At 48.5% G+C, this 20,968-nt stretch carries 17 protein-coding genes; 11 read left to right on the top strand and 6 right to left on the bottom strand.

Going from position 1 to position 20,968, the window contains the following annotated elements:
* The first annotated feature begins 64 nt into the window (after positions 1-64).
* Positions 65-991: an EamA family transporter RarD gene (rarD, locus tag HMPREF3091_RS15400; protein WP_004096061.1), complete on the top strand. Its 927-nt coding sequence runs from the start codon at positions 65-67 to the stop codon at positions 989-991.
* 99 nt (positions 992-1,090) lie between these two features.
* Here the strand turns inward: rarD and HMPREF3091_RS15395 are convergent, their stop codons facing one another.
* The 4 genes from HMPREF3091_RS15395 to HMPREF3091_RS15380 all read right to left on the bottom strand — a co-directional run bounded on the left by HMPREF3091_RS15395 (position 1,091) and on the right by HMPREF3091_RS15380 (position 5,926).
* Positions 1,091-2,479: an APC family permease gene (locus tag HMPREF3091_RS15395; protein ID WP_035504081.1), complete on the bottom strand. Its 1,389-nt coding sequence runs from the start codon at positions 2,477-2,479 to the stop codon at positions 1,091-1,093.
* Complete coding sequence (locus HMPREF3091_RS15390) at positions 2,469-2,687, bottom strand: hypothetical protein (RefSeq protein ID WP_004096065.1); 219 nt, start codon at positions 2,685-2,687, stop codon at positions 2,469-2,471. Before HMPREF3091_RS15390 ends, HMPREF3091_RS15395 begins: the two co-directional genes overlap by 11 nt.
* Before the next feature lie 265 nt (positions 2,688-2,952).
* Complete coding sequence (gene gabT / locus HMPREF3091_RS15385; RefSeq protein ID WP_070716825.1) at positions 2,953-4,275, bottom strand: 4-aminobutyrate--2-oxoglutarate transaminase; 1,323 nt, start codon at positions 4,273-4,275, stop codon at positions 2,953-2,955.
* A 232-nt stretch (positions 4,276-4,507) separates the two neighbouring features.
* Positions 4,508-5,926 (bottom strand): glutamine synthetase family protein, encoded by a 1,419-nt coding sequence (locus HMPREF3091_RS15380; protein WP_070716822.1) that lies wholly within the window; start codon positions 5,924-5,926, stop codon positions 4,508-4,510.
* A gap of 216 nt (positions 5,927-6,142) precedes the next feature.
* Here HMPREF3091_RS15380 and puuD point away from each other — a divergent pair, with 216 nt between their 5' ends.
* The 10 genes from puuD (at position 6,143) to sanA (ending at position 17,558) form a co-directional block, all read left to right on the top strand.
* Positions 6,143-6,925, top strand: coding sequence for a gamma-glutamyl-gamma-aminobutyrate hydrolase (puuD, locus tag HMPREF3091_RS15375; RefSeq protein WP_070716819.1), 783 nt, complete (start codon positions 6,143-6,145; stop codon positions 6,923-6,925).
* 12 nt (positions 6,926-6,937) lie between these two features.
* Entirely contained in the window at positions 6,938-7,495 is a 558-nt protein-coding gene (puuR, locus tag HMPREF3091_RS15370) for an HTH-type transcriptional regulator PuuR (RefSeq protein WP_008812899.1), read from the top strand.
* Positions 7,496-7,588: 93 nt separating this feature from the next.
* Positions 7,589-9,085, top strand: a complete 1,497-nt coding sequence (gene puuC, locus HMPREF3091_RS15365) for an aldehyde dehydrogenase PuuC (RefSeq protein WP_070716816.1) — start codon at positions 7,589-7,591, stop codon at positions 9,083-9,085.
* Between the two features lie 5 nt (positions 9,086-9,090).
* Complete coding sequence (locus tag HMPREF3091_RS15360; RefSeq protein ID WP_004096078.1) at positions 9,091-10,371, top strand: NAD(P)/FAD-dependent oxidoreductase; 1,281 nt, start codon at positions 9,091-9,093, stop codon at positions 10,369-10,371.
* A gap of 793 nt (positions 10,372-11,164) precedes the next feature.
* Positions 11,165-12,376, top strand: a complete 1,212-nt coding sequence (locus HMPREF3091_RS15350; RefSeq protein WP_070717169.1) for an MFS transporter — start codon at positions 11,165-11,167, stop codon at positions 12,374-12,376.
* Between the two features lie 136 nt (positions 12,377-12,512).
* Positions 12,513-12,920, top strand: coding sequence for a CidA/LrgA family protein (locus HMPREF3091_RS15345; RefSeq protein WP_070716807.1), 408 nt, complete (start codon positions 12,513-12,515; stop codon positions 12,918-12,920).
* A complete protein-coding gene (locus HMPREF3091_RS15340) occupies positions 12,920-13,612 on the top strand; it encodes a CidB/LrgB family autolysis modulator (protein ID WP_004096085.1) in 693 nt (230 codons plus the stop codon). Before HMPREF3091_RS15345 ends, HMPREF3091_RS15340 begins: the two co-directional genes overlap by 1 nt.
* 200 nt (positions 13,613-13,812) lie before the next feature.
* Complete coding sequence (cdd, locus tag HMPREF3091_RS15335; RefSeq protein ID WP_070716804.1) at positions 13,813-14,697, top strand: cytidine deaminase; 885 nt, start codon at positions 13,813-13,815, stop codon at positions 14,695-14,697.
* 238 nt (positions 14,698-14,935) lie between these two features.
* Positions 14,936-16,633, top strand: a complete 1,698-nt coding sequence (locus tag HMPREF3091_RS15330) for an NAD-dependent malic enzyme (RefSeq protein WP_070716801.1) — start codon at positions 14,936-14,938, stop codon at positions 16,631-16,633.
* A gap of 178 nt (positions 16,634-16,811) precedes the next feature.
* Complete coding sequence (gene sanA / locus HMPREF3091_RS15325; RefSeq protein WP_004096090.1) at positions 16,812-17,558, top strand: outer membrane permeability protein SanA; 747 nt, start codon at positions 16,812-16,814, stop codon at positions 17,556-17,558.
* A 726-nt stretch (positions 17,559-18,284) separates the two neighbouring features.
* On the opposite strand, the gene mglC is transcribed toward sanA, so the two are convergent.
* Positions 18,285-19,295, bottom strand: a complete 1,011-nt coding sequence (gene mglC, locus HMPREF3091_RS15315) for a galactose/methyl galactoside ABC transporter permease MglC (protein WP_004096093.1) — start codon at positions 19,293-19,295, stop codon at positions 18,285-18,287.
* A gap of 33 nt (positions 19,296-19,328) precedes the next feature.
* Positions 19,329-20,906, bottom strand: a complete 1,578-nt coding sequence (gene mglA / locus HMPREF3091_RS15310; RefSeq protein ID WP_083321439.1) for a galactose/methyl galactoside ABC transporter ATP-binding protein MglA — start codon at positions 20,904-20,906, stop codon at positions 19,329-19,331.
* Positions 20,907-20,968: the final 62 nt, after the last annotated feature.

Raw genomic sequence — 20,968 nt, 5'->3', positions numbered from 1 at the left:
TTAGCATCAGAAGCCGATTTTATCTTTATTTTACAATAGACTTTACAAAAAACAGGTCGTTATTATGTGGCTAAAAAACGGGCCAGCCTTGGCCGTTCTGGCGTTTATTTTATGGGGTATCACTCCGTTATTTTATAAAATGCTGCCGGATGCCAATGCATTAGAGCTGCTGGCGCAACGCCTGTTTTGGTCTATTCCTTTATTGCTTTTGCTGCGTCTGCTCTTCAAGAATCGTACAACGTGGAAACAAGTCTGGCAGGACAAGCGATCTCTGTTTTGCTGTCTGCTGGGCGGCGCTATCATGAGCGTATCATGGACCACGTTTATCTATGCCCTCACCCATAATTTGGTCTTAGATGCCAGCCTCGGTTACTTCACTAACCCACTGTTTTCGATTGCCCTTGGCGTGGTTTTTCTGCACGACAAACTTAGCCGTTTTCAGCGAATTGCCGTTGCGCTCGCGATTACAGGGCTGGCCTATCAGGTCGTTTTGTTGGGACACATCCCCATTTTGGCTCTGGCGATGGGCAGTACTTTTGCCTTTTATGGGCTGGTGCGTAAATTTATCCGCTACGACATCATGACGGCGTTAACGTTGGAAACCCTTTGGATGTTGCCGCTGGCTATTGCCATCACGATTTGGCTGCACATGACAGGCAGCAGCATTTTAGCGGGTTCCGGCACTAAAACTTTTGTGCTTTATGCGCTTACCGCCCCTGTCACCTTTGCACCACTTTTACTGTTCGCCGCCGCAATCAAGCGCACTTCTCTAACGGTGATTGGCTTAGCGCAATATGTAGAACCGTCGCTGCAATTCTTACTCGCCGTATTAGCCTTCGGTGAGCCGATTAGTATGCCGAAAATGATCAGTTTCTCCTTGATATGGCTGGGATTGGCATTTTGCGTGTATGAATTATTCCGCCAGCATTGGCGTTATCGACATCTGGCAACGGATATGGTGCGGGGAAAAAGGAACCATCCCGGACATTAACTCACCCGCCATAGTCGCTTAATAAACATCCTCGCTCTAGCGGTGCTACAGACAAAAAAATCGGGGAGCTTTCACTCCCCGATATGACTTCTGCAAATTTTATTCCGCCTGCGGTTGGCTTTCGAACTGCGGCGGAGGTTTACGGAAGCGTCGGGTCAGGTAGACCAAATATCCAAAGCCGAGCGCTGCCCAAATCAATCCCATCGTCAGTGAACTTTTCTCGAGGTTCAGCCACAATACGGCCACGGTGAGCGCACCAATCATCGGCAATATCAAGAAATGGAAGCGATCTTTCCAGGTTTTATTACGCCCTTCACGAATATAGAAATGGCTAATGACTGAAAGATTCACAAAGGTAAACGCCACCAGCGCACCAAAGTTAATCAACGCCGTGGCCGTCACCAGATCAAACGAAATTGCCGACAGAGCCACCAATCCCACCATGATCACGTTTAACGCTGGCGTGCGCCATTTGGGATGTACATAGCCAAAAATCTTCTCTGGGAATACGTTATCACGCCCCATCACGTACAGCAGGCGCGAAACGCTGGCGTGCGATGCCAAACCCGAAGCCAGCGTATTCACGAAGGTGGTGCACAAGAAGATTGACTGGAACAGCTTGCCACCGACGTATAACGCAATTTCCGGTAACGCCTCATCCGGCTGTTTAAAGCGCGTGATATCAGGGAAGAAGAGCTGAATAAAGAACGACACCGAGATGAAAATGATCCCGCCATACAGCGCGGTCAAGAATATCGCGCGCGGAATGGTTTTTGCCGCATCCTTGGTTTCTTCAGACAACGTAGTCACCGCGTCAAATCCGAGGAAAGAGAAGCACACGATGGTGGCGCCGGTGATTATCGGCAGCAGGTGGGCATTTTCACTGACAAAAGGCTGTAGGCTCCATACCTTCCCCACCCCTTCCCCTTTATGCAGTCCTTGCACCACGAGAAAGATGAAGACCAAAATAATAGCAACCTGCACCATGACAAAAATGGTGTTGAAGTTTGCCACTAAACTCACGCTTTTCAGGTTAGCCGCCGTCATTATCGCAACAAAACCAACGACCCAAATCCACGGGGGGACTTCTGGGAACATCGCCGACAGGTAGATTTTTGCCAACAGCACGTTAATCATCGGTAAAAACAGATAATCAAGCAGCGACGACCAGCCCACCAAGAAACCTACGTGTGGATTTATCGCTTTTTGCGCATAGGTATAGGCAGAACCCGCCGTCGGGAACTGGCGTACCAGTTTTCCATAGCTAATCGCCGTAAATAGCACTCCGGCCAGCGCAAACAGATATGACATCGGTACATGGCCGTTGCTGATACCGGAAACAATGCCGAAGGTATCGAACACCGTCATTGGCGTCAGATAGGCCAAGCCCATCATAACGATCTGCCAAAGCTTTAGAGATTTACGTAATTGAGGCTTGCCCGCTTCATGTGCGGTCGCCTGAGAAACAGAAGGAGTTCTAATCGCCATGACGGTTTCCCCCTTTGTCCTCTGCTGGTAACAAATTAACGTCATTCAGAGAGGCCGCGGGGAAACGTCGTATTAGGCGGCGGGATAATCGACTACAGATATAGGTTTGTTCATTCAGCAAAGCGCCAGAAAAACAGTGAGCTGGCCCGTATTCGCTGCGGCTTAGGCGTTCGCCCAAGCGCGGCGGATAAACATAAACATGCACCATCGTTATATCCTCTAGACGTATCCCGATACGTCACATTGAAACCACTACCGCCTGAACGCTCCGTGGTCCGGTAGTGGAAAACAGCCGCGAGTAATGCTTTTGCTCTGGCTATCGCGCAAATCAACCGATCGCGCTCTGTATTTGGAATCTGCCCAATCAGCTGTTCGGGCAGTTCATCGTTTGTTCACCGTCGATGGGTTGTGTTACGCATCGCTTCAGTGATAAAAAAAAGATAACCGTCAGTAAACTGCCGGTTATCTTTATGTCATGCATTCTGCACTTTTTTAGCTACAACAGAAAGTGCCGCAGCTAACTTTTCCATACCTTCTTTTATAACTTCTTTTTCTGCTGTGAGCGGTGCTAAGAATCGAATGACATTACCGCGCACGCCACAGGAGAGCAAAATCAGCCCCTGCTGACCAGCCTCTTTCACTAACGCCGAGGTCAGCGCTTTATTCGGCTTGGTCGCATCACGGTTTTCAACTAATTCCATGGCCACCATCGCACCCACGGCGCGAATGTCACCAATGCAGTCGAAACGCTCAGCCAGCGCATGTAGTTCGCGGGTGATCTGCTCACCAACCTGTTGTGCCTTCTGATTCAGTTGTTCATCCTCAATCAGATCCGTCACTGCCAGAGCCGCTGCAATCGCCACTGGCGAACCGGCATAGGTTCCACCCAATCCGCCCGGCAGCGCTTTTTCCATTAAACGTTTTTTACCCACCAACGCAGACAGCGGGAAACCACCGGCCAGACTTTTCGCCATAGTCACTAAGTCTGGCTCTACGCCGGTATGCTCGATAGCAAAGGTCTTGCCTGTACGACAGAAACCGCTCTGAATTTCGTCCGCGATCAAGACGATCCCGTGCCGATCGCAAATCTCACGCAGCGATTTGAGGAATCCCGCCGGAGCCGCATAGAAACCGCCTTCACCCTGCACCGGCTCGATAATGATGGCCGCGACTTCAGTCGGCGCAATATCAGCGGCAAAAATGGCATCTAACGCATCCAGAGCCTGTTGTTCCGTAATACCGAGGTATGGCGCAGGATACGGCGCATGATAAATGCCCGATGGGAATGGCCCATATCCCTGTTTGTACGGTGCCACTTTCCCCGTTAACGCCATCCCCATGAGGGTGCGTCCGTGGAAGCCGCCGCGAAACGCAATCACGCCGCCGCGTCCCGTTGCAATACGCGCAACCTTAACGGCGTTTTCAACCGCTTCGGCTCCCGTGGTCAATAACAGTGTCTGAGTCGCTTCCTTTATAGGCACCAGCGCATTCAAACGCTCAGCCAACTCAACGTATTCTGGATACGGTGTCACTTGGAAGCACGGATGAGTAAAGCGAGTCAGTTGCTCTTGCACCGCCGCGATCACTTTTGGATGGTTATGCCCAGTATTTAATACCGCGATCCCAGCTGCAAAATCGATATAACGATTGCCTTCGATGTCCCACAGCTCAGCGTTGCGCGCTTTTTGAATGAACGCTGGCAGTAAGGTTGAAACTCCGCCCGCCACCGCTTCCTCACGGCGCTTCTGCCATGATTGGTTGGTGCCATTACCGGACAGATTGTGATTCTCAGACATGGTGTACTCCGTAATTGAATTTGAATTTCGAATACAGACTTCCCCCCACCGTACGCACTTCCCTCTGACAAAAGAGGGGTTAAGGTGGAGTTACAACATTTTTCCGGCTTTCCCCGAAAGATTTCAGAATGTAGAAAGGCGGCAACGGAATGAATCCCCTGAAACTGACGTTAGTCAGTGACTGGGGCGATCGAAAGCAGCCAACGCATCTACCATTTGAAAAATCAAGGGATCAGGCGTTCTTCAACATCCAGTCAATTTCAGTATCAGTCACCATACGCTCGAACTGAATCAGCTCATCGGTCTTACAAGCATGGTAAACATGGCTGAAACGCTCTCCGAGCAGCGAGCGCAGCGCCTGCTGTTCTTCAAATTCATACAGAGCATCGCTTTGGCGGATCGGGAAAGGTAAACCCTCTTGCTCAATACCGTTGCCGGTGATCGGCTCTGCCAGCGTGAGGTCGTTGTCTAAGCCGTGCAAAATGCCGGCAAGAACCGTGGCCATCACCAGATAAGGGTTGGCATCAGCGCCCGCTACGCGATATTCAACACGGTGGCTGTCACGATCGCCGCACGGAATGCGCAGCGCCACGGTTCGGTTGTTATGCCCCCAAGAGGCCTGAGTCGGTACATACATTCCCGGTTGGAAACGACGGAAAGCGTTGACGTTAGGTGCCAACAGCGCCATAGAGGCAGGCATTAATTCCATCATCCCGGCAAGCGCTTTCTTCAATAGCAGAGAATCTTCGCCGTCATCATCGGCAAATACGTTCTGACCTTTGCTATCCAGCATGCTGATGTGAATGTGCATCCCGCTGCCAGCATGTTCTTCATAGGGTTTTGCCATAAAGGTGGCATGCATATCATGGTTTTCAGCCACCATACGCACCAGTCGCTTCAGAGACAGCGCATGATCGCAGGCCTGCAACACGTTATCGGTATGGTTGAGGTTAACTTCGAACTGCCCCGGGGAGGCTTCGGCAACGGCACCATCGGCAGGAATTTGTTGCAGTTTTGCCAGCTCATCGATATCGCTGAGAACATCAGCAAAATGATTCAGGTTATCAACGGAATAAACCTGACTCTGCGTATTTCGCTCTTGCGTCCCCGGCGCACATGGCGGTTGTAGATACCCTTCCGCATCACGTTGTCGATCGATGAGATAGAACTCCAGCTCTACCGCTACCACGGGGAATAATCCGCGCTGGCGTAGTTGCTGCCAGACATTATTCAGCACGTTACGTGGCTCAACGTCAAAGGGAGTACCATCTTCATCCAGCATGGTCAGAAGAACCTGACCGATAAACTCAGGGTCTGCCGCCGACGGCGTTAGCGAACCCAATACCGGCACACAGGTGCGATCTGGTTCGCCTAATTCTTGTCCTAAACCGGACTCTTCAACCACGTTGCCAAGAATATCCATCGCAAACACCGAAGCGGGGAAATAGCACCCTTTCTCCAGTTTTTTCAAACCTGCAACAGGAATTCTTTTCCCGCGGAAACAACCATTAAGGTCGGTTAGGAGTACATCCACATGCTGCGTTGAGGGATAGCGTTCCAAATAATTTTTAACTTCGCGTTGAAACGCGCTACTTCGTCTCTCTTCGCTATGCTGAACAAAATTTTCAACTTCTACGATATTGGTTTGCATGATTCACCCGCCATTGATTGAAGACCGTGGATCTGACCCTTTGAGTTGCTCGATATAATGTCCACAATTGAAATGTAGATGCAAATAAAATGTTTCGCAAGTGTTGCAATTAGTTTGAATATTGGGCTTACCACTGCTAGATTGAGAAAATATTGAACGGAAAAGCGCTGTATGGAAGCAATATGTTCATAATTTAGACCAAGCGGAGAGGGTGGTATGGGCAATATATTTAACAGGCCGGTAATCGGTGTTGTCATGTGTAGGAACAGGGTGCACGGACACTTAACGCAGACCTTGCAAGAAAAGTACCTAAATGCCGTATTGAATGCCGGTGGCGTGCCAGTCGCTTTGCCCCATGCGCTAGCAGAGCCGGAATTACTGGAAACGCTTCTTCCTCATCTGGACGGCATTATGCTGCCAGGTAGCCCAAGCAATGTGCAGCCGCACCTATATGGTGAAAACGGCGATGAGCCTGACGCCGATCCTGGGCGTGATAGTTTGAGTCTGGCGCTAATTAGCATCGCACTCGAAAGGCGCATTCCCCTTTTCGCCATCTGCCGAGGGTTACAAGAAATGGTGGTGGCAACCGGTGGCACACTCTATCGCCGTCTCTATGAACAGCCTGAGCTGTTGGAACACCGCGAAGATCCTGAGTTACCGCTTGAACAACAATATGCCCCTTCTCATGAAGTGCTGGTACAAGATGGGGGTTTGCTTTCAAAATTAGTACCGGGTTGCAACAAGTTTTGGGTTAACTCATTGCACGGCCAGGGCGCAAAAACGCTGGGGCCTTTGCTGCGCGTGGAAGCCAAGGCATCGGATGGATTAGTGGAAGCCGTGAGCGTTCACGATCACCCCTTTGCTTTAGGCGTGCAGTGGCATCCTGAATGGAACAGCGATGAATACGCCCTATCCCGCTTGTTGTTTGAAGGTTTTATCACCGCTTGTCAGAAAGCCAGTGCTGAAAAAAGCAGCCAGCCTGACAAGAACTATCAATAAGGAAGTATGCATATGAGCGATGTCAGCTTGGCGCCAGGAAAACGCCTGTCACATATCCGTCAACAACTGGGTTTGTCACAGCGCAGGGCAGCTGAACTGTCTGGATTAACGCACAGTGCGATTAGCACCATTGAGCAAGATAAAGTCAGCCCAGCAATTAGCACCTTGCAAAAACTGCTCAAGGTCTATGGGTTGTCGCTGTCGGAGTTTTTTGCCGAACAGGAAAAACCGGATGAACCACAGGTTGTGATTAATGCCGAAGACTTAATCGAAATTGGCAGCCAGGGAGTTTCCATGAAGCTAATTCATAACGGAAATCCTAACCGCACGTTGGCCATGATGATTGAGACTTACGAACCCGGAACCACAACCGGTGAACGCATAAAACATCAGGGTGAAGAGATTGGCACCCTGTTGGAAGGGGAAGTGATGCTGACAATTAATGGTCAGGTATATCACCTTGAAGCGGGACAGAGTTATGCCATTAACACTGGTATTCCCCATAGCTTCAGTAATACGTCAGCGCGTATATGCCGCATTATCAGCGCCCACACGCCAACGACGTTCTAATGCATATGTTGGTTACATAGATAAATACCCAAAATACAGGCCTCGCTGCTAACGCACGGCGGAGCCTGTCACGGCGGGAATTAAGGGGAATGCATGGACTTTCACAACTTGCAGTACTGGCAGCAACGGGCGAAGGCCCTAGAGATTGAGAATCGACTGTTTATCAATGGCCGTTATCAGCAGGCCGCCGATGGCGCACAGTTTTCAGTGGAAGATCCTGCGGGTCAGCGTGAGCTGGTTCGCGTCGCTCAGGGAAATGAGCACGATGTGAATCAGGCCGTCAGCGCAGCGCGCGAAGTTTTTGAGCGCGGCGACTGGTCACGCGCTACCCCAGCTAAGCGTAAATCCATATTGATGAAGCTGGCTGATTTGATGGAACAACATCACGAGGAGCTGGCGCTGCTGGAAACACTGGATACCGGCAAGCCGATTCGCCACAGCCTGCGCGATGATATCCCTGGCGCCATTCGCTCACTGCGCTGGTATGCCGAAGCGATTGACAAAGTCTATGGCGAAATTGCCCCGACCAGCCAAGATGCGCTGGCATTGATTGAGCGTGAACCGGTTGGCGTGGTAGCTGCTATTGTTCCTTGGAATTTCCCACTGCTACTCGCCTGCTGGAAACTCGGCCCCGCGCTGGCGGCAGGCAACAGCGTCATACTCAAGCCCTCAGAAAAATCGCCACTCACTGCGCTGCGCGTCGCGGGGTTAGCCAAAGAAGCTGGCTTACCCGACGGTGTGCTTAGCGTGATTTCAGGCTTCGGCCAAGGCGCTGGACAGGCACTCTCCCGCCATCCTGACGTTGATGTGCTGACATTTACCGGTTCTACCCGTACAGCAAAACAGCTACTGAAAGACGCGGGCGACTCCAACATGAAGCGCGTATGGCTAGAAGCCGGTGGCAAAAGCGCCAATATCATTTTTGCTGACTGTCCCGACTTGCAAAAAGCCGCGGCTAATGCGGCGGCTGGCATTTTCTATAACCAAGGACAGGTGTGCATTGCAGGTACGCGCTTGCTGGTCGAAGAAAACATCAAAGAGGAATTTCTTGCCGCCTTGCGCGATCAGGCTGCGGCCTATCGGCCTGGTAACCCACTCGATCCTGAAAGCGTGATGGGTACGCTGATTGATGCTGAGCACTGCTCTAAAGTACAAGAATATGTTCAGCAAGGCATTGCCGAAGGCGCCACGCTGTATCTCGACGGCCGCGATCACGCCCAAGGCGAGCACGGGGGTTATCTCGGCCCCACCATATTTACCGACGTCAGCAATCACATGCGCATTGCGCGTGAAGAAATCTTTGGCCCTGTGCTTGCCGTCTCAACGTTTACCACCGAACAGCAGGCTTTAGACCTGGCCAACGACAGCGATTATGGCTTAGGTGCGGCGATCTGGACGCGCGACCTGTCTAAAGCTCACCGCCTGTCTCGCCGCCTCAAAGCGGGTTCGGTATTCGTGAACAACTACAACGATGGCGACATGACCGTACCGTTCGGCGGCTATAAACAAAGCGGTAACGGGCGCGATAAGTCTCTGCACGCCTTAGAAAAATTTACCGAATTAAAAACCATCTGGATTTCGCTGGAGTAAATATCATGACAGAACATGTAAACAGCTATTATGCCGCCAGCGCGAATCCACACGCGCCCTATCCACAGTTAACCGAATCCGTCCAGTGCGACGTGTGCATTATCGGCGGCGGCTACACGGGGTTATCCTCCGCACTGCATCTGGTTGAAGCAGGCTACGACGTCGTGCTCTTAGAATCTGCGCGTATCGGTTTCGGTGCCAGCGGCCGTAACGGCGGTCAACTGGTGAACTCGTATAGTCGCGATATTGACGTTATCGAGCAGCGCTACGGCATGGACACGGCCAGAATGCTCGGCAGCATGATGTTTGAAGGTGCTGAAATTATTCGCCAACGTATCAAGCGCTACGCGATCGACTGTGATTACCAACCGGGTGGTATTTTTGTTGCGCTGAATAACAAACAATATCACACCCTGATCGAACAGAAAGCCCATTGGGAGCGATACGGCAATACGCAACTCGAATTGTTGGATTCAGACCGAGTACGTGAAGAAATCGCGTCCGACCGCTATGTCGGTGGCTTATTGGATCACAGCGGCGGCCATATTCATCCTTTAAATCTAGCTCTGGGTGAAGCAGAAGCCATTCGCTTACAGGGCGGTCGTATCTTTGAACAATCTGCGGTGGTAAAAATCAACCACGGCACGCCAGCAACCGTTATCACCGAAAAAGGTCAGGTACAGGCAAAATACGTCATCGTCGCAGGTAATGCCTATTTAGGTAACAAAGTGGAGCCTGAATTAGCGCGTCGCAGCATGCCGTGCGGAACGCAGATTGTTACCACCGAACCGTTACAACCAGAGGTTGCAGCGTCATTACTACCTAAGAACTATTGCGTAGAAGACTGTAACTATCTGCTCGATTACTACCGTCTAACGGGGGATAACCGTCTGCTATACGGTGGCGGCGTGGTCTATGGTGCACGCGATCCTGATGATATCGACAATCTGATCGTGCCAAAACTGTTGAAAACATTCCCGCAGCTAAAAGGGGTCAAAATAGACTATCGCTGGACAGGGAATTTCCTGCTCACCCTATCACGCATGCCGCAATTTGGCCGACTTGAGAACAATATTTACTACATGCAAGGCTATAGCGGGCACGGAGTCACCTGCACGCATTTGGCCGGCAAACTGATTTCAGAAGTCCTGCGTGGTGACGCTGAGCGTTTCGACGCCTTCGCCAAACTGCCACACCTTCCGTTCTTTGGGGGGAGGAATCTACAGATTCCGTTCACCGCTATTGGTGCAGCATATTATACAATCCGCGATCGGTTGGGCGTTTAATTCTTTTTTATCTTATCAAATACAAGAGCCATATAGGCTCTTGTATTTTTTAGTTAAAAACAACACAGCCTTAAATAATTCCACATAAAATAAGTGCTTATTTTTATCACTATCTGCCGCCCTTTTCGTCCCTTATTGTCTAGTTTTATATTAGGAAATTACAATCTGTAATTATTAAATATTAAAATAGCGCTGGCATTACTCTCATTTTAAAAACAAAATATCACCTTGGCATGTTTTGTCTTACTCCAATTATTGATGAGAGGATATTATGCAGTTAATTTATAATTACAATGAATATTACGAATGGATATCTAAGGCCTTTTATTATGAGTCCAGATATGATCCCACACCGCTGATTGATGAAAGTGAAATGCTGGATTTCTGCAATAAATCTCAGCCAGAATCATACCCCTGCCTCGCTTACCTTACTGTTAGCACCGCCTTATCGCCCTTTCCTACAATAAAATTCATCTATAAAAATCAAATTCATGAGTGGTCACAGCTGTTCCTTGTCGCATCTGAGTAACTTAAGCTAGTATCGAAAACCAATGGTAACGGATTGCCATTGAAACCTTTTAACCCATTATTTTTTTGAAGCAGTATTTTCTTTATGCTTTCTGGTTTTTGACAGTTATTGATCATCAAATAAGCCACAAATTATAAATAACTTACTGAATTTATTGTTTACCCTAGCTGATTAGAATTTTTCTAATACACTCCATAATTATCGTGCTCGTCACCGACTCCAGCATTCGTAAAACCACACATAATAAGAAATCAATACATGAGACTGAAAGGATTTCCGCCATTAATTACCCTGCTATTAATATCATCACTGATATTAACCATTGGTCGTGCTATCACCCTGCCTTTTATCACTATCTACATGACTGAGCATTTTCATTTAAAACCTGAAGGCGTTGGATTAATTTTAGGGATCAGTCTCGCCATAGGCATTGTGAGCAGCTTCTATGGTGGATACTTAGTCGATAAATTTAACAAGCACCACCTGATGATCCTCAGCATTGCACTATTCGCCATGACATTCTGCATAATGCCTTGGCTGGGTAACGTGTGGTGGATGGTTCCCGTACTTGCCTTGTTGCACGCTGCCTATTCTGTTTTTAGTATTGCCATCAAAGCCTGCTTCGCTGAATGGCTTCCCGTAAGCGAACGCATCCGCGGTTTTTCAATGAACTACACGTTGGTCAATGTTGGCTGGGCGGTAGGCCCTGCGCTCGGCGTATTTGCCGCTTCTTATTACCCCATGCTGCCTTTTTTCCTTTCTGGCATGCTGGCTTTTTTAGTGGGTCTAACCCTCTGGCTGCGTCTTGATGGCTACGGCTTGCCGCCCAATAACGGCGATGCCGTTTTTACCGAGCAACGCTTAAATTTTAGTGCCACATTTAAGATCCTGAGTCACGATCGCCGCTTAATCTTTTTTACTCTCGGTAGCACAATGGGAGCGGTGGTCGCCGGTCAATTCACCGGCTATCTTTCTCAGTATCTGATTACCGTCAGCAATGCACAGTTTGCCTATCAGGTGATTGGATCCGTCATGACGGTAAACGCCACCGTGGTGATTTGCCTTCAGTATCTGCTCAGCCGAAATATGAACAGTACAAACCTGCTGCGCTGGCTAACCGCAGGCACGTTGTTTTTCTGTTTTGGCTTAGTGGGTTTCGCGCTGGCCGATCGATCCATTCCTATGTGGATGGTCGCAATGGCCATTTTCACGCTCGGAGAAGTGATTGTTATCCCCGTCGAATATCTGTTTATCGACTTTATTGCCCCTCCGCATTTAAAAGGGAGCTACTACGGAGTACAAAATCTGGGGAATTTGGGTGGTGCCGTGAACCCCATCCTGTGCGGTTTTTTGTTATCTTTCGCCCCACCCACTACGCTTTTCTATGTGCTAGTCGCCGTTTCGCTGCTGGGTTTAGGTTTCTTCTGGTACGGCTACCGACTTTCCGGTGCCTCTATCCAACACTCTGAAGGTTGATTCCAGTGCCACATCGTCGATAGATAAACCTTCATAAATGGCATGATTGCGATAACTTGTTTTCATGATGTGATCAGTAGCACATTTCTGAATTTAATTGTATGATGAATGCGTTTTCTTTCTTAGGTATTCACTGATGTCAAAAGCAATTTCAGTTTGCTGGCAGTATTTGAGAGCGTTCATATTAATTTACCTGTGTTTATTCGCCGGTAATGCGATTTCGACGCTGCTGCCAATCACCATCCCCGGCAGCATCATTGGCATGCTGATCTTATTCGCCCTCCTAGCCTCGCAGATTATGCCGGCAAAATGGGTGAAGCCCGGTTGTAATATTTTGATCCGCTACATGGCACTGTTGTTCGTGCCCATCGGCGTCGGTGTGATGCAGTATTATGACGTAGTCGTCAAGCAGTTCGGTCCTATCGTAGTGTCATGCCTTATCAGTACGTTGGTTATTATGGTTGTCGTCGCCTATAGCTCTCATATGGTACATCGTGAACGTATCATCGGAGAGGCAACAGACGGCAGCGAGGAGGAAAAATAATGGCTTATATTTGGTGGTCATTACCGCTGACGCTGTTGGTCTTTTTCGGTGCCCGTCGCATCGCGCAAAAACTCAACATGCCGTTATTAAATCCTTTGCTAGTTTCAATGGTGATTATTATTCCCTTGTTATTAGCGCTGCGAATTCCCTATGAACATTACTTTGCGGGGAGCTCTACGCTTAATAGCCTGTTGCAGCCTGCCGTCGTGGCATTAGCATTTCCGCTTTATGAACAGATTCACCAGATTCGCGCACGTTGGAAATCTATCATCACTATCTGTTTTATTGGGAGTGTTACCGCGATGGTTTCCGGCACCGTGATTGCGCTATGGATGGGGGCAACACCACAAATTGCTGCCTCGATATTGCCTAAATCAGTCACCACACCGATTGCGATGGCTGTCGCTCAGTCAATTGGTGGCATTCCGGCCATCAGCGCCGTTTGCGTTATTTTCGTTGGTATTGTGGGCGCGGTGTTTGGTCATATGCTATTAAACCTGATGAGAATCAGCACCAAGGCATCTCGTGGATTAGCTATGGGTACGGCCTCACACGCATTGGGCACCGCACGCTGTGCTGAGATGGATTTTCAGGAAGGCGCATTCAGCTCATTAGCTCTGGTTATCTGCGGGATAATCACTTCGCTGTTAGCCCCGTTTTTATTCCCAATCCTGATTCATCTCTTTAGCTAAGACGCGTTTTTCCACTCTCTTATCGTTTCCCATCGCGTTGGGAGAGTGGAAAAAGAAGCAAAAATCACAAAAACCCTGCGATATATCTCTCATTTTTTACAATCATTACATTCATTACATCGAAATAGTGACAAAAATCACATAACCGAGCCAATCGCTTGCCTAGAATACTCTCCCGTAACTAACTAAGAGGCTCCCCCATGCACGCACGTTATGACGCGGCATTCAGCCAACTGCCAGCCGCTTTGCAGGCGGCGCTCTCACCCATTCTTAATCACGCCGATTTTCATGCTGTCATTACGGCTTCTCAGGTTGAAACCCTGAAACAAGCGACCGGCATGAACGACAGCGAACTGGCTTTTGCCCTGCTACCTTTAGCCGCGGCCTGCTCATTAGCTCCGATATCTAAATTCTACGTTGGTGCAGTTGCCCGCGGCGTTAGCGGCAACCTGTATTTCGGTGCCAATATGGAGTTTTTGGGTGCCCCTATGCAGCAGACTATTCATGCTGAACAATGCGCAGTCACCCACGCATGGTTACGCGGCGAAAAAGCCTTGGCGTCCATTACCGTAAACTACACGCCTTGCGGTCACTGCCGTCAGTTTATGAACGAGCTAAATACCGGCACCCAGCTAGCGATTCATTTACCGGGTCGCCAGCCAGCGACGCTAGCGCATTACCTGCCAGATGCCTTTGGGCCACGCGATCTGGAGATCAAAACGCTGCTGATGGATGAAGAAGATCACAATCTGTCACTGACCAGCGGTGATGCACTGGCTCAAGCGGCGATGGATGCGGCAAACCGCAGCCATGCGCCATACAGCCAAGCTTATAGCGGCGTGGCGTTGGAAGCAGCAGATGGCAACGTTTACTGCGGTCGCTACGCTGAAAATGCCGCATTCAATCCAAGCTTGCCTCCGCTTCAGGCGGCACTGATCTTGATGAACGTCTCCGGTAAAGATGTGTTGCAGATCCGTCGTGCAGTATTAGTTGAAACCAAAAGCACGATGTTCTCACAGTGGGATGCCACCCAAGCGACACTCAACGCGTTAGGTTGTACTCAGGTCGAACACACGCAAATTTAAAGCACATACTCGCAGGGCCACTCGGCCCTGCGTCTTTATTTCCCGCCAAATCCTGTAAAAAAGTGTTACTTAGTTCTCACTTCTCCAGCTTTATGTCATCTTTCCATAACAACCATTGAACAACTTTATAGTATCTCTTAGGATCGACGGCATGACGTATTATTCTCTCAGATAAATATATCGCCCGACCAATAGACATATAGACATATAGACATATAGACATATAAGAGTGCTACTCATGGAATTGGAATACGAAAGTAAACGCCCGTTATACATCCCCTACGCTGGCCCTATCCTGCTAGAGTTTCCCCTGCTGAACAAAGGCAGTGCGTTTAGCGAAGAAGAACGCAGTAACTTCAACCTGCATGGCCTGTTACCTGAAGCTGTAGAAACTATCGAAGAACAAACCGAACGCGCCTACCGTCAGTACCTAGATTTTAAAACCGATAACGATAAGCACATCTATCTGCGCAATATCCAAGATACCAACGAAACGCTGTTTTATCGCATGCTTGACGCGCATCTGAGTGAAATGATGCCGATCATCTACACCCCAACGGTGGGTGAAGCCTGTGAGCATTTCTCTGATATCTACCGCCGTGCACGCGGCCTGTTCATCTCTTATCCAAATCGCGATCGCATTGATGACATGCTGCAAAACGCCACTAAGCAGAACGTTAAAGTGATCGTCGTGACAGACGGCGAACGTATTCTCGGCTTGGGCGACCAAGGCATCGGCGGCATGGGGATTCCTATCGGTAAGCTGTCTCTTTATACCGCCTGCGGCGGGATTAGCCCTGCCTACACGCTGCCTGTCGTGCTAGATGTCGGAACTAACAATCCACAGCGTCTAAACGACCCGCTGTATATGGGATGGCGTCACCCGCGTATTTCAGGCGATGAGTATTATGCTTTCGTCGATGAATTCATTCAGGCCGTGAAGCGTCGTTGGCCAAACGTGCTGTTACAGTTTGAAGATTTCGCTCAGAAAAACGCTACGCCGTTGCTGAATCGGTATCGCGATGAATTATGCTGTTTTAATGATGATATCCAAGGCACCGCCGCCGTTACGCTAGGAAGCTTAATTGCCGCTAGCCGCGCCGCCGGTAGTCAGCTGCGCGATCAAACCATCACCTTCCTCGGCGCAGGCTCTGCAGGCTGTGGGATCGCAGAGCAAATCATCGCTCAGATGAAATCTGAAGGACTTAGCGACGATGAAGCACGTGCACGCGTATTCATGGTAGATCGCTTTGGTCTGTTGACAGATAAGCTGCCCAACCTGCTGGAATTCCAAAGCAAGCTGGTGCAAAAAAGCGCCTCTCTGACCGAATGGAACGTTGAAAGTGACGCGATATCACTGCTGGAAGTGGTGCGCAACGCGAAACCAACGGTTCTGATTGGCGTCTCGGGGCAGCCGGGGCTTTTCACCGAAGAGATTATCCGTGAAATGCATAGCCACTGCGCACGTCCGATTGTGATGCCACTGTCGAATCCAACTTCACGCGTCGAAGCGCGCCCAGAGGATATTATCAACTGGACCGACGGCGCTGCGCTGGTCGCGACCGGTAGCCCATTTGGCCCCGTGAGCTATAAAGACCAGGTATTCCCTATTGCTCAGTGCAATAACTCTTATATCTTCCCAGGTATAGGTCTAGGTGTTCTGGCCTCGGGAGCCAAACGTGTCACCGACGGCATGTTGATGGCGGCAAGCCGCGCCTTGGCTGATTGCTCTCCTCTAGCTCTGGAAGGAAAAGGTGCGCTGCTGCCGGATGTCAAAGATATCCAGCAAGTTTCCCGCTCCATTGCTTTCCAAGTTGCTAAAGAAGCACAGCTTCAAGGCGTTGCGGTTCTGACATCAGATGAAGCATTGCTGCAAGCCATTGAAAGCAATTTCTGGCAGCCGCAATACCGTATCTATAAACGCACATCGTTCTAATTTTTGGCGTAAAAACGCGCCAATGAGATAGCATCAAGCGCAGCATAATCGCTGCGCTCCTTCCATTCCGTTCAAAAAATCATCAAGCTAGGAAAATCCTCTTCAGATTGCTTGCGTCGTCTTGGCGGGTAAAGTAGCCTCGTATTTAACAACGACAACGGACGCAGCAGGCATCATCATGTGGAGACGACTGATATACGGTATTTTGACCGTCGCGATATTATTGGCGGTGACTGCTATTGGTCTGGATCGCTGGATTAGCTGGAAAACTGCGCCGTATATTTATGAAGAAGTACAAGATTTGCCACATCGTCAGGTGGGTGTGGTCTTGGGCACCGCGAAATATGTCAGCACCGGCACTATCAACCAGTACTATCGCTACCGCATTCAAGGGGCGCTAAACGCCTACAACAGTAATAAAGTAAACTACTTATTGCTGAGCGGCGATAACGCACTGGAAAGCTACAACGAGCCCGTCACCATGCGCCGTGACCTGATCACGGCTGGCGTTCCCAGCGGGGATATCGTGTTAGATTATGCCGGATTCAGAACGCTGGACTCGATTGTCCGCACGCGAAAAGTTTTCGATACCAACGATTTCACCATTATTACCCAGCGCTTCCACTGCGAACGCGCCCTGTTTATCGCGCTTCATATGGGCATTCAAGCACAGTGTCTGGCCGTCCCCTCGCCCAAAAACATGATGATGATAAGAATCAGAGAAATTGGTGCCAGACTCGGTGCCTTAACCGATTTGTACATTCTGAAACGAGAGCCACGCTTTCTTGGCCCCATGATCCCAATCCCAGCGGTGCATAAAGTTCCGGCCGACGCCCAAAGCTATCCGGCGGTATCGCCAGAACAGCTACAAGAACTTGAACAAGTGCTGCAAAAAGAAAAAACCGCCGATAAACCGGCGGAGTAAGTTTTGAGAGAAAAGTGACAAAGATTAACTGTCCTTCGTTTGGCTACGATACTGAAACTCACTGCCGACAGTCAGCCGAACGTTGATCGAAGTCAGAGATGCATCATCTAACAATAAGAAATACAGATACAAAGTCATAAAACGCAAAACTCTTTCTATTAAGAGAAAATCCATTAAATAGCCTTGGTGCCTATAGTTGGTTAAGTTAAAAGCATATCTATTGATTTTTATCGTGGCATTTTTGATAGCACTCACCATTCTCATCGCCTATATAGGCATGGGAAAATATATGGATTACTTTTATACAAAACTATTTTTTGCGTTAAGCATTATTATCGGAAGTATATCGATATTTTATGCAACATACCGAATAAACCATAAGCACCTATACCATAGCGTTATACATAGCATCATCGCGATACTTATGGCGATCTATTTTGTTGGTTTGATTCTAGTAAATATGTATGGTTCATGAACGCTCAGTATACCCATAATTAATGGATAACAGATAACGCGCCGGGAATACCCTATAAACTGGAAGAATGTTTTTTATGGTTTGCTAAATACCGAGGTGAATAAACAAAAAAGCCAGACTTTCACCTAATGCTGATCGTTTAAGAGATCGAGATACACGGGGCTAGTACACCGCGGGGCGGTGTACTAGCCCTAAAATCACGCTTAAGCGACCGGTATTAAACTTTCGCCCGGATTTTTACTACAGATAGACTATTTCTTCTTCGCGTATTTGAGTGAATCAAGCGCTACGGCGAAAATAATAATTGCGCCTTTGATAATGTATTGCCAATACGGATTCACACCGATATAGGTTAAGCCGTAGTTGATAACGGTAAAGATGATAACCCCCGTCACAACGCCGATAACCGTACCAACACCGCCGCTAAACGATACGCCGCCCACTACGCAGGCAGCGATAGCATCGAGCTCATACATAAAGCCTAGGTTATTTGTAGCACTACCGATACGCCCAGCTTCAAGCATCCCACCGAACGCGTAAAAGACGCCTGACAAGGCATAAACCATAATCAGATTTAACGGCACGTTCACGCCAGATACTTTTGCGGCTTCGGGATTCCCCCCGATAGCAAAAATGTTTTTACCAAAGCGGGTTTTGTTCCACAGGATCCAGACAAATACGACGGCAATCAGTGCATAGAACGTAATATACGAAAGTTTAAAATCACCGAAGCGCAAGAATCCTTGCGCAAAATTAGAGAAATTAGGCGCAAATCCGGCCACCGGAGAAGCTCCCACGTAGTCGTAATACAGCGAGTTTATGCCATATACAATAATCATGGTGCCCAACGTCGTAATGAATGGCGTCACGTTAAGATAGGCAATGATTAAACCGTTGACCAAGCCAATCACCGCGCCGACGGCACATACGATCAGAATCACAACCGGAATCGGCACAGTATCAATATTTGGAAATACCTTATTAACGTTATCCATCGACTGTAGCAGCGTCGCAGCGATTACTGCCGCCAATCCGACCTGACGCCCTGCGGACAAGTCTGTCCCCTGAGTCACGATCAGCCCTGCAACGCCTAGTGCAATAATGATGCGCACGGAAGACTGAGTAAGAATGTTACTCAGGTTCATGAGGCTTAAAAACGTTGGATCCTGAAAAATAATAATGGCCAATAGCACCAACAAAACAACGTAAATCCCGCCTTCTTTGAAATAAGTAAACAGGCTTTTTTTATTCAATACGCTCATATTCGGAACCCTTAAAATACGACAGAAGCTGCATTACAGATGCAAAGAGGCCAGACGCAGAATTTCATTCTGAGAAGTTCTTTTGGTATCAACGATACCGGCAACCTGACCATTACTCATCACTAATATGCGATCGGTTATTCCCAATAACTCAGGCATTTCAGATGAAATAATAATGATGCCCTTACCTTTTTTTGCCAGCTCGGTCATCAGTTGGTAAATTTCAAATTTAGCCCCAACGTCAATTCCACGCGTTGGTTCATCCAGCATTAGGATCTCCGGCTGAGTAAGCAACCAGCGGCCAATAATTACTTTTTGCTGATTTCCCCCAGACAGTGAACCAATTGAAGTGTGATGACCCGGCGTTTTCACCCGCATAGAATCGATAACCCACTGGGTATCACTTTTCATGCGGCGATTATCCAGCAGGCCAACCTTATTTTTATATTTCCGAATATTTGAAATCAGCGAGTTAAAGCCTATATCCAGATAGGCATAAATTCCCGTTGAACGGCGTTCTTCGGTAACTAATGCAAAACCATGGTTGATAGCTTCGTTCGCGCTATGGTTATTAATCGCTTTACCACGCAGGCGGATCGTACCTTTGACCTTTTCTCGAATACCAAACAGTGTCTCAACGATATCGGTGCGTTTTGCGCCCACCAGCCCAGCGATACCTAATATTTCACCTTCATGTAAATCAAAGGAAACATCGCGGATGGAAGGCTGACGTAGCGAAGTTAGCTCCCTCACCTCAAGGATTACCGACCCCGGTGTATTAACACGATCGGGAAAACGCTGAGTCAGCGAGCGGCCAACCATCATTGAGATAATCTGGTCCATATTCATGCCATCCAATGTTTGGGTAGCAATCCATTGTCCATCGCGCAGAATGGTAATTTCGTCGCACAGCTTAAATATCTCTTCCATTTTATGGGAGATATACACAATGCCGCAGCCACGATCTTTTAGCTTACGAATAATCGTGAACAGATGATTGACTTCTTTTTCAGTCAAAGAGGACGTAGGCTCATCCATAATGACTATTTTAGCGTTGTAAGAAAATGCCTTGGCAATCTCGATCATCTGCATTTGAGATACAGACAAGCCAGCGACTTTCTCACGCGGATCGATATCAATTTCCAGCTCGTCGAATATCGCTTTGGTATCGTGATACATTTTGTCCTGATCAACAAAGATACCTTTCATGGGATAACGTCCGAGCCACATGTTATCCATGACGCTGCGCTGAAGCACTAAATTAAGCTCTTGGTGTACCATAGATACACCGTGTTCCAATGCTTCTTTAGCACTCTTAAAATTAATCTCTTTTCCCTGAAAAATAATGCTGCCGGAATCCTTTTGGTAAATGCCAAACAAACATTTTAACAGCGTGGACTTCCCTGCCCCATTCTCGCCCATCAAGGCGTGAATAGAGTGTGGACGCACACGAAGATTGACATTATCCAGCGCTTTTACGCCGGGGAATGACTTATTGATATTATCCATTTCCAGCAAATAAGTTGCATCGTGATGATCTGGCGCCGATGTTATTTGTTCGGAAACAGGGGCTTTCGTCAACGAGCTATCGGTAAAAGAGTTCTCTGGCATAACGCCCACCTGAATAAACACGCATTCTCAGCCCAATGAAATTGGGCAGTTAAACAACGGCA

Origin of the sequence: Hafnia sp. HMSC23F03 (assembly GCF_001816025.1) — a bacterium.
GTDB classification, from domain to species: domain Bacteria; phylum Pseudomonadota; class Gammaproteobacteria; order Enterobacterales; family Enterobacteriaceae; genus Hafnia; species Hafnia paralvei.
Note: the sequence above shows the minus strand (reverse complement) of the source record. Positions and strands in the feature narration are given on the sequence as shown.

Bases quoted from the DNA above. Each gene is read 5' to 3' on its own strand.
- puuC (WP_070716816.1), top strand. From the start codon at position 7,589: ATGGACTTTCACAACTTGCAGTACTGGCAGCAACGGGCGAAGGCCCTA.
- rarD (WP_004096061.1), top strand. From the start codon at position 65: ATGTGGCTAAAAAACGGGCCAGCCTTGGCCGTTCTGGCGTTTATTTTA.
- mglA (WP_083321439.1), bottom strand. From the start codon at position 20,906: ATGCCAGAGAACTCTTTTACCGATAGCTCGTTGACGAAAGCCCCTGTT.
- puuR (WP_008812899.1), top strand. From the start codon at position 6,938: ATGAGCGATGTCAGCTTGGCGCCAGGAAAACGCCTGTCACATATCCGT.
- HMPREF3091_RS15340 (WP_004096085.1), top strand. From the start codon at position 12,920: ATGGCTTATATTTGGTGGTCATTACCGCTGACGCTGTTGGTCTTTTTC.
- HMPREF3091_RS15330 (WP_070716801.1), top strand. From the start codon at position 14,936: ATGGAATTGGAATACGAAAGTAAACGCCCGTTATACATCCCCTACGCT.
- sanA (WP_004096090.1), top strand. From the start codon at position 16,812: ATGTGGAGACGACTGATATACGGTATTTTGACCGTCGCGATATTATTG.
- gabT (WP_070716825.1), bottom strand. From the start codon at position 4,275: ATGTCTGAGAATCACAATCTGTCCGGTAATGGCACCAACCAATCATGG.
- HMPREF3091_RS15395 (WP_035504081.1), bottom strand. From the start codon at position 2,479: ATGGCGATTAGAACTCCTTCTGTTTCTCAGGCGACCGCACATGAAGCG.
- cdd (WP_070716804.1), top strand. From the start codon at position 13,813: ATGCACGCACGTTATGACGCGGCATTCAGCCAACTGCCAGCCGCTTTG.
- mglC (WP_004096093.1), bottom strand. From the start codon at position 19,295: ATGAGCGTATTGAATAAAAAAAGCCTGTTTACTTATTTCAAAGAAGGC.
- puuD (WP_070716819.1), top strand. From the start codon at position 6,143: ATGGGCAATATATTTAACAGGCCGGTAATCGGTGTTGTCATGTGTAGG.
- HMPREF3091_RS15345 (WP_070716807.1), top strand. From the start codon at position 12,513: ATGTCAAAAGCAATTTCAGTTTGCTGGCAGTATTTGAGAGCGTTCATA.
- HMPREF3091_RS15390 (WP_004096065.1), bottom strand. From the start codon at position 2,687: ATGGTGCATGTTTATGTTTATCCGCCGCGCTTGGGCGAACGCCTAAGC.
- HMPREF3091_RS15360 (WP_004096078.1), top strand. From the start codon at position 9,091: ATGACAGAACATGTAAACAGCTATTATGCCGCCAGCGCGAATCCACAC.
- HMPREF3091_RS15380 (WP_070716822.1), bottom strand. From the start codon at position 5,926: ATGCAAACCAATATCGTAGAAGTTGAAAATTTTGTTCAGCATAGCGAA.